Annotated in this window: 7 protein-coding genes and 1 pseudogene; 2 read left to right on the forward strand and 6 right to left on the reverse strand. The window is 71.6% G+C overall.

From position 1 onward, the window contains the following. Positions 1-103: 103 nt before the first annotated feature. From F3T56_RS29280 to F3T56_RS29290, 3 genes are all read right to left on the reverse strand, one after another. Positions 104-730: a peptidyl-prolyl cis-trans isomerase gene (locus tag F3T56_RS29280; RefSeq protein ID WP_149828376.1), complete on the reverse strand. Its 627-nt coding sequence runs from the start codon at positions 728-730 to the stop codon at positions 104-106. After that, positions 727-4992 carry a glycoside hydrolase family 38 N-terminal domain-containing protein gene (locus F3T56_RS29285; RefSeq protein WP_149828377.1) on the reverse strand — a complete coding sequence of 1422 codons (4266 nt, stop codon included), beginning with the start codon at positions 4990-4992 and terminating at the stop codon, positions 727-729. The genes F3T56_RS29280 and F3T56_RS29285 overlap by 4 nt, the downstream gene beginning before the upstream one ends. Before the next feature lie 119 nt (positions 4993-5111). Further along, positions 5112-5996, reverse strand: coding sequence for a MurR/RpiR family transcriptional regulator (locus F3T56_RS29290; protein ID WP_149828378.1), 885 nt, complete (start codon positions 5994-5996; stop codon positions 5112-5114). 149 nt (positions 5997-6145) lie between these two features. On the opposite strand from F3T56_RS29290, the gene F3T56_RS29295 reads away from it, so the two are divergent. After that, positions 6146-6955 (forward strand): sugar isomerase domain-containing protein, encoded by an 810-nt coding sequence (locus F3T56_RS29295; protein WP_149828379.1) that lies wholly within the window; start codon positions 6146-6148, stop codon positions 6953-6955. On the opposite strand, the gene F3T56_RS29300 is transcribed toward F3T56_RS29295, so the two are convergent. Continuing rightward, a complete protein-coding gene (locus tag F3T56_RS29300; RefSeq protein ID WP_149828380.1) occupies positions 6956-10102 on the reverse strand; it encodes a beta-N-acetylglucosaminidase domain-containing protein in 3147 nt (1048 codons plus the stop codon). 73 nt (positions 10103-10175) lie between these two features. Continuing rightward, positions 10176-11030 carry a class I SAM-dependent methyltransferase gene (locus F3T56_RS29305; RefSeq protein WP_149828381.1) on the reverse strand — a complete coding sequence of 285 codons (855 nt, stop codon included), beginning with the start codon at positions 11028-11030 and terminating at the stop codon, positions 10176-10178. A 121-nt stretch (positions 11031-11151) separates the two neighbouring features. Between F3T56_RS29305 and F3T56_RS29310 the strand changes: the two genes are divergently transcribed. Then, positions 11152-11949, forward strand: a complete 798-nt coding sequence (locus F3T56_RS29310; protein ID WP_149828382.1) for a VOC family protein — start codon at positions 11152-11154, stop codon at positions 11947-11949. Here the strand turns inward: F3T56_RS29310 and F3T56_RS49820 are convergent. Then, a pseudogene (locus F3T56_RS49820) lies at positions 11930-12094 on the reverse strand (DUF1932 domain-containing protein); the annotation flags it as partial. The gene F3T56_RS29310 and the pseudogene F3T56_RS49820 sit on opposite strands and share 20 nt — an antisense overlap. Positions 12095-12100 lie beyond the last annotated feature (6 nt).

Here is a 12100-nt window from a genome sequence, read left to right on the forward strand (position 1 = left end):
GACTCCGAATGATGAAAAGGTGGACCAGAATTCATCGGAGGTCAATGGGTCTTCGTGTTGCGTTTGGGTTCCGTATGCGAGACCGCGACATGGGACATGCGGCTCAGTGCCGGTGCTCGTGGTCCGGATGCGTCGGATCGCCGGGGTGCTCGTGCCCATGGGCGTACACGACGTCGGCGCGAGCGGCGTCCAGCCAGTCGAAGAAGGCCCGACGGCCCATTCCCCGCCGCAACTCCCGCGCCACGTCGCCCCGCACCCGCTCGTACGGCAGGAAGTCGTCCGGCACCGCCCCGCCGTAGGGGTCGACACCGCGTCGTAGCGCGTCCTGGGTGAGACAACGGTCGAGGTTGCGCTCGTAGTAGTCCCGCACGGCGTCCTCCGGGACCCGCTGTTCGGCCTCCAGTGCCGCCAGCAGGGTGCGCGCGGCCGGGGAGTGCGCGAGCGCGACGGCGACGATGCTGCCGAGATCGGCGACATCGGTCCCCGCCACGTCGAGCACCCGCGCCGGGGACACCTCCTCCGGCGGCGCCAGCCCCCGCTCCGCACAGGCCCGCCGAGCCAGTTCATCGACGACCACGACCTGTGTCGCCCACCGCCTGCGCTGCCGCTCGGCCCGCGCGAACGCATCCGGCCGCGTCTCCCGGTCCCGCGCCGGTACGGCGTCCAGCACGGCGTCGACGCGTTTCCTCGGGAGGGCCTCACCGGCTACGACGGCGGCGTACTCGCTCATGGCGTCACCTCCAGCACGACCGCCTCGGTGTAGGCCACACAGGCGTGCCAACCCACCTTCGCCATCAGCCAGTACGACCCCGGCGGCACCGCCGAGCCGTCCACCTCCAGCGCGCACTCCAGCGACTCCCCGGCCGCCACGGTGAACCCCTGGCAGCCCGGCGCGACCCCGGCCCAGGTGCCCCACGACGACACGGCCCACAGGGTGCCGTCGACGGGCCCCCGGGTGGTGTTCCGCAGCTTCACCAGGACCCGCGTCCGCTCTCCCCGGCGCACGGAGACCCGCTCCACACCCAGCGAGGTCACCAGGCTCGGCCCGGTGCGCCCGTCCGGTTCGCCCTCCGGCACGGTCCCCGGCACATCCAGCGCCACGACGTCCTCGTACGTCTGCCCGCCGTACGTCAGCCGCGCGGCAAGCCGGTGCCGTCCGGGTGCCGCGTCCGGTGGGGGCGTCACCGTGATGTCGGTGAGGGTGAAGCCGCCGGGGCCGAGAGCGTACGGCAGTTCGGCCGGCTCCGTGGACCAGCCGGGCGGCACGTCCAGCTGGACCGTGCCGGAGACGGGCGCGTCGGTCAGCTCCGAGGAGACCCGGACGGTGGCGGTCACGGGCCCGGGGACGGTGAGCGCGGACGGTGAGACGTACACGGCCACCGGCATGTTGCCGCGCGGCGCGGGTCCGGAGTTGTGCAGCCAGTAGCGGGTGTGGACCGGCTGGGCGGGTTCGTGGGCGGCGATTCCCGGACCATCGGCCGGCCGTGCGTCCTGCGGGGTGGTCAGCACGGTGGCGACCTCGAAGCCGGTCAGGCCGATGTCCACACCGCCGTCCGGGCTCAGTGCCTCCCCGGGCTTCTCCAGTACGTCCGCCCGCGCCGCGTCCGCCCAGGCCAGCGGCCCGGTCACCCGCGCCCGCACTGGTCGCCCGTCCACCTCGTGCAGCCGTACGACGACGCCCTCGGCCGGGTCCACGGGCGCGGACCCACCCCCGGCGAGCGGCGAACCGGCCGGTTTGAGGGCGTCGAGCAGTACGCGTCCCTCGGGCTCCAGCGCCAACAGGGTGGCCGTGCGCGGCAGTTCGGCGGCTTCCTCGGCGGCGGGGCGCAGCCGGGCGGTGAGCGGATGGTTGAAGGCATGCCCGGCCTGGGGCAGCCGCAGCTCGCGCCAGTCGCCCTCGCCCGCGACGACGGCGTACTTGAACGTGTGCGACCAGCGCTGGAGTTGGAAGCCCGAGCCGTCGGGGGCGGCGCGGCGCGGCGGGTCGACCCAGATGCCGGAGGGCCAGCCGGTGCAGGACCGCATCAGGGACATGTAGAGGTCGCCGGAGGAGGTGACCACGCAGCCGGGCGTGCCCCGGTTGAGGATCGCGAAGCCGCGCCCGTCCCAGGCGTCGCCCGGCGGCAGCGCCTCGCCGCCGCCCGCCGCCGTGGCCCGTACGGTCGCGTCGCCGAGGTCGGCGATGAGCGCGTCGACGGCCTTGGCGTCGTCCTCGGGGCCGGCGCCCGCGACCACCAGCAGCGGCAGCCGTTCGAGGTCGCGCAGATCGGCGCCCGGCACCCACTCCTCGCGCAGACTCGCGCGGGGCGCTACCCACACCGCCGCGACACCGTCCTCGGCCAGTTGCCGACGCAGTTCGCGTGCCGCTGCCGGGTCCCAGCCGAGGGCCTCGGCGACCACTGGGTTGCGGTCTGGGCCGCCGACGGCGATCCGGATGTCGGGCAGGTTGGAGTCGACCTCCAGGTCGCCGTAGCGCGGACCGCCCGCGATGGTCGATGTCGCCGTGACACCGGCCCGCACCAGGGCGGCGGCGAGGGGCGTGCCCAGCTCACCGGCGGCGTCCCAGTCGGCGTGGATCAGCTCGGCGACTCCGATCGACCGGTGGCCGAGGAGCCGGCCGGTGTCGTCGTGCACGGCGACCCGGGCCGTGGAGCCCAGCCCGAACCAGGTGTTGGCCGGGTTGTCGAGCGTCCACGGGAACCGCTCGCTGTCCACCTCCACGAACCCGAAACCGCGCCCGATCACCGCGTCGGCCACCTCGTGCACCGGCAGCCCGCCGCGCACGTCCGACGGCCAGCGCACCCGGATCAGCCGGTCGGCGCCGTCGTACCCGTCGATGGTCGTGGATACGTCGAGCCGGTCGACGCCCGCCCACAGCGTCAGCCGCTGGGTGTAGGTGAACAGCCCCAGATCGGCGCGGACGGTGATACGGGAGCCGGCGGGGGAGTACTCGACATCGATGTCAGCGGTGACGTCCCGGCTGCGGGCGGCCGTCGTGCCGGTCGGCGTGAGGTGCCAGGGTCCCTCGCCGAAGCGGGGGTGGCGCGGATACTCCTCCTGCACGACGAGTTCATTGCCGATGTCCCCGGCGCGCAGCAGCTCCCGGCCGCCCTCGGCGAGGGCGCGCAGGCTGCTGACGCCGCCGCCGCGCGCGGGGTCGACGGTGACCTCGTAGTACTCGTTGCGGATCGTGGTGCTCTCGCCCGGCGCCCACTCGGGCACCGGACCCTCGGCCAGGGAGAGGGCTTTGAGGCCCATACCGGGTACGTCCGGGACCACTACCTTCAGCTCGCCGTCCTCGCGTACGGCGGGCAGGGGCAGTCCGGTGAGATCGAGTGGGACGAGCCCGGGGTCGTCGACCGTGAGCACGTCCCGCCGCTGCCAGGTCGCGGAGTTGAACACGACCAGGTCGGGCGCACCGCCGGGCAGTGGGGCGACCCGGCGGGCGAGGGCGTCGGTGGCGTCGGCGTGCACGGTGCGGGCCAGGTCGTACAACTCCCGCCAGCCGGTGAGCAGATCGATGTAGACCTGGTCCGACTCCGAGCCGGTGATGGCATCGTGGTGGGCGCCGTAGATCAGCTGCCGCCAGGCCTTGTCCAGGGCCGCGTCGGGATAGGGATGCCCGGTGGTGAGGGAGGCGAGGGTCGCCCAGGCCTCGGCGTCGGCGAGCAGCGTCTCGCCGTACCGCTGGGCCTGCTTGGTGTCGATGTAGGAGACGTCCTTGCCGGTGTAGACCGGGTTCATGTCCCGGGTCTGCGGCGACGCCTTGCGGCCCTCGGCGTCGAGTTCGGCGCGTACGGCGGCGAAGAAGTCCTTCGGCAGGGCGCTGACGAAACGCGGCCACACGTACCGCTCGTTCCAGTCACGGTGGATGGCCATGACCCAGCGACACGGTGGCGCGTAGTCCCCGCCGACCGGCAGCAGCACGTTCCGGGTGAGCGCGACCTGCTTGAGCCCTTTGAACAGCTTGAGCGCGGCGGCCTCCGCCTCGGGCAGGGTCGGCGCGTTGTCGATCGCCCAGCCGGCGCCGTAGTGGTTGACCATGTACGCCGTCAGCAGCCCGCGCCCGGACGGGGCGATCCAGCTGAACTCGGCCGGGAACTGCATCCGGTTCGGATCGCGTGGCTCCTCGCCGAACACGGACAGCGTCGGCCCCCACTGGTGGAACGGCCCGCGTGCCCACGAGCTGGAGGAGATCCCCGCGTCCGCCATCAGCCCCGGGAACTGCGGGTCGTGCCCGAACGCGTCCAACTGCCAGGCGGTTTCGGGGTCCGCGCCCATGATCCGGCGCTGGAAACCGTCGCCGTACAGGGCGTTGCGGACGGTGGCCTCGGCGCCGGTGAGGTTGGTGTTGGGCTCGTTGTAGGTGCCGCCCATGATCTCGACGCGCCCGGTGCGGATCAGCTGCCGCAGGAAGGCCCGCTCCTCGGGGAAGGCGTCCCAGTAGGGCTTGAGGTAGTCGACCTCCGCGAGCACGAAGGTGTACGCCGGGTCGCGCCGCGCCAGATCGCAGTGGGCCCGTACCAGGCTCATCCCGGACTGGCCGCGTGAGTCGAAGGTACGGGCGGGCAGGCCGGTAGTGGCGGGGTCGTCGGCGACGTCCCAGGTCTCGGTGTAGGCCGCCTGGGTGTTCCACCAGACCGGGTCGTAGTGGAAGTGACTGACCATGAACATGGTCCAGCCGGGCTCGGCGGCCGTGAACTCGGCGGCGTGGTGCACGAGTCGGCCCGCGCCCGCGTCCTCGGCGGTGACCGTGATGGCACGCCGTTCGCCGGGCGCGAGCCCCTCGGTGGTCACGGATATCTCGGCGCGTACGGTGCCGTCGTCACCCACGGTCGCGACGGTCTCCCCGACGCTGTGGACGCCCGGGCCCTTCACGGTCAGCACGACCGGACGGCCGGGGAGATGCTCGATCTGGACGGCCAGGACCTGGTGCGGATTCTCGGCGCTACCGGTGAAGAGCTCGGTCGACTCGGCAGAGATGACGCGCATGAGGCTCCTACGAGTGCTCGGCGGAGCCCCATCCTGGCATCGCGGAATGATTCAATCAACCATCAGTTGTCATTCCGGGTGGTTCATTCATGCGGCCTCTGTGTGTCCGCATGTCCGGGTCAGCGGGCGCGCCGGGACTTCACCGTGTGCTGTCCGGCGATGTGGTCGGTCAGTGCGAGGGAGGCGCTGGCCCGCTGGTAGGAGAGCTGGGCGACCCGGACGTAGACGCAGTCGATGAGCGTCAGCACCGAGTGGCGCGCTCCGATGCCCTCGGGGCGGAAGCTGGTCTCCGCGGAGGAGGAAATGAGGCGGATGTCGGCGGACCGGGCCAGCCGGGAGCGCGGGTCGGAGGTGAGGGCGACGGTGGTGGCGCCGCGCTCCTTGGCCAGCTGGAAGGGTTCGATGACCTCGCGGGTCCCGCCGGAGTGGGAGATGCCGATGGCGACGTCCGCCGGTGTGAGCAGGGCGGCGGAGGTCGTCGCCGCGTGCACCTCGGTCCAGCCGCGCACCGCGCAGCCGATGCGGAACAGCCGGGTCTCGGTCTCCCATGCCACGGCCCCGCTGCCGCCGACGCCGTAGACGTCCACGCGCCGGGCGCGGGCAACGGCCTGGGCCGCGCGCTCGATCGCGTCCAGGTCCATCCGGTCGATGGTCTGCTGCACCGCCCGCAGGTCCGCGGTGCCGACGACCTGCACGACCCGCTCCAGGCTGTCGTCGGGGGAGATGTCCGGACCGATCTCGGCCGTGCCCCAGTCGGAGGCCTCGCCCCGGCCGCGCTCCTGGGCCAGTTCGATCAGCAGATGCTGGTAGGAGTCGAGGCCGATGGCACGGCAGAAGCGGGTCACGGTCGCCTGGGAGGTGCCGGTGCGACGGCCCAGCTCGGCGGCCGAGCAGTGGGTGACGGCGGCGGGATCTTCGAGGATCAGCTCGCCCACCTTCCGCAGGGAGCCGGCCAGCCGGGGCAGCTCGGTGCGGATCAGGGTGGTGACGTCGGTGGAGGGCATGCAGAGAAGGTATCAGCCACCGATTCTCCTGATCTGTGAATACCAGGACCCAGTAAACGGGCTCATTGCCCGTGGCGCGCGGCGTGTGATTTATTGATTCACGAGTTGAGATATATAGGGTGGTTCAATCCATCAGTGGGGAGTCCCAGGTGTCCGACGAGTCCGCTGCCGACGAGCCCGTGATCGAGCCCGTTCCCGTGATCGAGCCGGTGAACGCCGAACGCTTCGCGCGCGAAGGCCTGACCGTCCTCCACCGCCTCACCGAGTCGGCCCGCGCCGCCGTGACCCGCGCCGCCGGACTCATCGCCGACTGCGTACGCGCCGACGGCGTCGTCCAGGCATTCGGCACCGGCCACTCCCAGGCCCTCGTCCTCGAACTCGCCGGCCGCGCGGGCGGACTGGTCCCCACCAACCGCCTCAGCATCGCCGACCTGGTCCTCTACGGCGGCGACCATCCGAGCGTCCTCGACGACCCGCTCCTCGAACGCAAGCCGGGCATCGCGGCCCGCCTCTACGAACTCGCCGCGCCCCGCCCCCAGGACCTCTTCGTCGTCATCTCCAACTCCGGCGTCAACAACGTGATCGTGGAGATGGCCCTCCAAGCCAAGGAACAAGGCCACCGTCTGCTCGCGATCACCTCGCTCTCCCACACCCGCGCCGTCCCGGCCGGCCACCCGAGCGGCAAGAAGCTCGCCGACCTCGCCGACGTGGTCCTCGACAACGCGGCCCCGCACGGCGACGCGCTCCTCGAACTCCCCGGTGGCGGCGCGGTCTGCGCCCTGTCCACGCTGACCGGTGTGCTGCTGGTGCAGATGGCGGTCGCGGAGGCATCGGGTCTGTTGCTCGCCGCCGGACTGCGCCCGCCGGTGTATGTCTCCGCCAACGTCCCCGGCGGCTTCGAAGGGAACCTGGAACTGGAGAAGCGGTACGCCGGACGGATCCGGCGTACCGCGAGCTGATCACTCCACGGGTACGGGCGTCAGCGCGACGGCCAAGGGATAGGCGCCCGTCTTCAAGGGCTCCTCGGCGGCGCCCGACCCGGTGTCGACCGGCACCAGGGTGTTCCCGTCCGCGGTGGTGACGTAGGCCGTCCCCCCGTTCCAGTCCAGGCCGACGTCGAAGGCGGACCTCCCGACCGTCACCTTGGTCCCGGGGGCACCGGTCACGGTGTCGACGGGGGTGACGTAGTCGCCCGTACTGGGGCTGACCCACAGCGTCCGGCCGTCCGGCGACAGGGCGAGCCCGTAGGCCTGGCCGGTGACCAGGAGGGTGGGCTCGGTGTCGTTCGTGGCGGTGTCGATCGGAGTGACCGTCGAGCCGCCGGAGTTGGACACGTACACCCGCTTGCCGTCGGGCGCGGCCACGACGTTGAACGGGCGCGGTCCGACGGGGATCGCGGTCCCGGCCGTACGGTTCGCGAGGTCGACCGGGCTGACCGTGTTGTCGTGGATGTTCGCCACGTACAGGGTCCTGCCGTCCGGTGTGATCGCCATGTTCTCGGGCCCCTTACCGACCGTGACCGTCGCCCCCGCGGTGAGCGTCCCGGTGTCGATGGGCTGCACGGTGCCGTCGGTGTAGTTGGCGACCCAGAGCGTGGAGCCGTCGGGCGTGAGGGCGAGCCCGGCGGGCACCCGGCCCACGGCGACGCTCCCCGTGACCTTTCCGCTCGCCACGTCGATCACGCTCACCGAGTTCGCGCCCTGGTTGGCGGCATAGGCGGTGCGCCCGTCCCGGCTCACCACCGCCTCACCGGGGTTGGCGCCCACCTTGATCTCGGTGCTCTCTCCGGAGAACAGGTCCACTGAACTGACGGACGCCCCACTGAAGTTGGCGGTGAGCGCCCGGAATGTGCCGCTGCCGTCGGTGACCTGGACGGGGATCGCCCGGCCGAGGACGCCGTCGCCGCCCGACGCCACCACGGAACGGACCCCTTCCGAGGCGCCCGCACCGGCCGTGAACGTGACGGTCGCGGTGGCGCTGCCCCCGGCCGGAACGGAGACGGTGCCGTTCTCGGGGGAAGCGGTGACGCCGTCCGGCACGGTCAGCTTCCAGGGGACCGAACGGGCGGACGCGGACCGCTCGTCGGAGAAGGTGAGCGTCACGGTCCGCGACTCGCCCGGTCTCAGGGAGACGGAGGCCGGGGTGAAGGACGCGTCGACGCCGGGGGCGGGGGTGTTCTCCAGCATGGTCGTGTAGAGGAACTGCTCCATCACCCCTGGCGACACCTGCTGAGGTATGGCGTCCAGCGCCTTCCGTTCACCGCGCAGCCGCTCGTAGTACCGCGCCACCGCCTCGCTGTCGTCCCGCTTGTTGGCCAACAGCAGCTCGACGGCCGTCAGCCCGGCGTTTCCGTACGCGCCCAGCTTGTCGAGCCATGCCGAAGTCTCCGCCAGGAAACCCGGGTTGGCGAGGTGCGCGCGCAACCGCTCGGGGGTTGCGGCCATGTCGGTGAAGTACGCCTTCAGCGCGGCGGCGGCCCGGTCCAGCCCGCTGTCCTGCTCGTACGCCTTCCGGAAGTCGGCGATGAGACGGGTGAGCGTGGGGGACTCGGTCGCGTCGAGCTGCGAGGAGTAGTTGTTCTCGGCGAAGATCCGCAGCCATTTCGCCGCACGCGGGCCGGCGAGGTCGCGTACGGAGGCGAGGAACGCGGTGCGCGGGTCGTACGCCTCCGGGTTCCAGAGGTAGGCGGCGGAGGTGAACAGCGCCAGCCGACTCGCCTGGCCCTGGACCATGGGGTTGGCGGTCACACCGACGGCGGCGCTCGCCACGCCCGCTTCCCGGCCCGTGTAGGGGCCGAGGAGGAGACGGCTGGTGACGTAGTCGTTCACCGGGTAGTTGTCCCAGACCAGGATCGGGTGGCCGTACACCGCGCGGGCCTGCTTCACCTGCTCGGTGGTGATCGTGGGGGCGATCACGCCGACGCCGGTCCACTCCACGACCACATCCGGGTCCAGCTTCTCGCGCAGGGCCGTCTTGTACGGGGTGTCGGCGAGGTCGGAGTACTCGGTGGGGACCATTTCGAGGGGCTGGAGCCCGATGGGGGTCCCCCCGCTCGAGCGAAGTCGAGAGTGGGGGAGGCCGGCGGAGAAGGCCTGCCACGCCTCGTTGATCAGATGCGCCTGCGCGGTCCCGGCCGCCCCGCCCCCGCTGCCGAACTTCTCCTCGTCGGCGGCGCAGTTCCATTTCGTGTAACTGATGTCGTCCAGCGGGATCACGAAGGACCGCACCCCGATGTCGTAGAGCGAGGCGAACTTGCGGACGAGCGCGGCGATGTCGTCGGCGGCGGAGTAGCAGACCGACAGACCGGGCGAGAGGGCGTAGGTGAAGCGGACGTGGTTGGCGTCGGCCCGGTCGACCAGTTCGGTGAGCTTCTTCAGCTCGGCGGCCGGGTACTCGTCCCGCCAGCGCTCCCGCAGATACGGGTCGTCCTTGGGGGAGTAGACGTACACGTTCTGCTTGGTGCGTCCGTAGAAGTCGAGTTGGCTCAGCCGCTCGGTGTGCGTCCAGGGGGTGCCGTAGAAGCCCTCGACCACACCGCGCAGTCGGGCGGCCGGCCAGTCGCGGACGGAGACGTCCGGCAGCCGCCGCTGCGTGATGAGTTGGCGGAGGGTCTGGGCCGCGTAGAACGTGCCGGTCGGGTCGGAGCCGGACAGGGCGAGGAGGGGGCCGCCGGAGGTGCGCCCGGAGGCGAGGACGTATCCGCCGGAGGGCAGCCCGGCGGGGGAGGCGGCACCGAGCCGCTTCAGGGCGCGGCCGGTGTCCGCGTTCTCCTTCGGGCCGCCGACGAAGACGGTGAGCCCGGCCGGGGGCGGCCGGTGACCGGCGGGCACGGTGACGATCCGCTCGGCACCGGCCGCCCGTAACACGGTCTCGACGGCCCGGCGGGCGGCCAGGTCGGTGCCTTCGCCGACGACCTCGACCACCCGTTCGGGCACGGCCACGGAACCCCGGCCCGCCTCCATGTGCCGCGGCGTCGGCCAGACCTTCGGCAGCGGAGCCGAGTCGGCCGCGGCGGCCATGGGAGGAGGCGAGGTGAGGGAGAGGCCGAGGGCCAGCAATAAGGGCAAGGTCAGGCGTCTGCCCAGGACGTGGATGAATGAATCCATCGAGACATGCTAGAGATGTCGAATCAATCATTCAATGGGGCGGGAGGTGCGTGAGGGGGAATGCGGGCGGCCCTCAAGGACGTACAGCCGTGACCAGCCAGTAGCGACCCAACAGCCGTACGCCGCCGTCGCTTTGATACGTGCGGAAGACGTCCACCGCTGCCCGGTGGGCGCGTCCCTCCGTGGCGGTATCCGCCTCCGCCTCGTTCAGCCAGTGGCGCAGCGGGCCGAGGCCGAAGAGGAAGTCGGCGGCGTCCTCGGCGTCCTCGCCCCAGTACTGGGGTGCTTCGACGCCCTCGACGGACACGTCGTCGAAGCCGGCGGCGGTCAGCACCCGGCGGGTGTGGTCCGGGTCGGCGAAGGCGAGCGGGCTCGGGCCGGTGGCCTTGGACAGATCCGGCAGTCGTACGTGCTCCCCGATCGCCGCGAACACCGTGGACTGGTCCATGCGGTCGAACGGCTGGGGGCAGACGAAGGCGAGCCGTCCGCCCGGCCGCAGCCCACGTCCGATGTTGCGGAAGCCGTCGACGGGGTCGGCGAAGAACATGACGCCGAAGCGGCTGACGGCGACGTCGAACGAGGCCTCCTCGAAGTCGTGCACCTGTGCGTCGGCCTGGATGAAGTGCGCGTTGTCGAGGGATTCGGCGGCGGCGCTCGCGCGGGCCCGTTCCAGCATGGGCGCGGACAGGTCGATGCCCAGCGCGTACGCGGCGCGTTCGGCGGCGAGACGGGTGATACGGCCGTTGCCGCAGCCGATGTCGAGGACGCGGTCGGTCGGGGCGAGGGCCACCGCGTCGAGGAGCGGGGCGTTGGCCCCGTCGTTGATGGCGTCGTAGCGGCTCTGGTGGTCGGCCCAGTGCCGGCCTTCGTACCCGTTCCAGGCGGCGGTCTGCTGTGCGTTCACGGGGCTGTCCGTCGGATTCGTCATGCCTTCATGGTGCCGCGTGCCGCCCTCGTGCGGTCATGGTCCGCTCCCGTTCGGTCGACGGGCGAGTGTCAGTGCTCGGTGTCACGCTGGGTTCATACAGGATCCACGAAAGGCGACCACCATGATCACCACTGACCTCACCCCCGGTTCCCCCTGCTGGCTCGACCTCGGAGCTCCCGACGTGCGGGCCGCCGCGGCCTTCTACGGCGCGGTGCTCGGCTGGGAGTACGAGTCCATGGGGGAGGCGGAGGAGTTCGAGGGCGGGATGTTCAAGAAGGACGGCAAGACCGTCGCCGGGCTCGGCAAACTGACCGAGGAGGGCGCCCGCTCGGCGTGGATGATCTATTACATGGTCAGCGACGCGGACGCCACGACCCATGCCGTGGAGCGTGCGGGCGGCACGGTGCGGGTGCCGCCGCGTGACCTCGACGACTGGGGCCGGATGGCGCAGTACAGCGACCCGCTGGGCGGCCAGTTCGCCGTCTGGCAGCCGGGGAAGGACAAGGGCTTCGAGCTGGCGGACCAGCCGGGCTCGCTGTCCTGGACCGAGCTGTACACGAGCGACGCCGCGGGCGCGAAGGACTTCTACAGCGATGTCTTCGGCTGGCGGTTCAGTGACATGCAGTTGCCGGGCGGCGGAGGCACGTACTCCCTCATCACCCCCGCCGATCTGCCCGAGGAGCGCATGCACGGCGGCCTCATGGAACTCCCCGAGGATCAGCTCGCCCTGACGAACGGGCGGCCGTACTGGCACCCGGTCTTCAACGTGACGGACTGCGACGCCGCGGTCGCCAAGGTCACCGGGAACGGGGGCAGCGTGCAGATGGGGCCGGAGGACGCGCAGGGCGTCGGCCGCCTCGCCGTGTGCCTCGACCCGGCCAAGGCGGACTTCGTGGTGCTCACTCCGGAACGGAGTTGAGCCGGGACAACCGCCGCAACAGATCCCCGCTTGCCGTGGCGATCAGCGGGGGAACACCGAGGTCGTCGAGTATGTCGGCGGCGGCCCGCATCTCCACCACCGTCCGGCGTACGGCGTGGCGGTGGCTGCCGTCGACCAGCCGGTCCGGGTC

The organism is Streptomyces tailanensis (assembly GCF_008386495.1).
In the GTDB taxonomy this organism is placed as follows: domain Bacteria; phylum Actinomycetota; class Actinomycetes; order Streptomycetales; family Streptomycetaceae; genus Streptomyces; species Streptomyces tailanensis.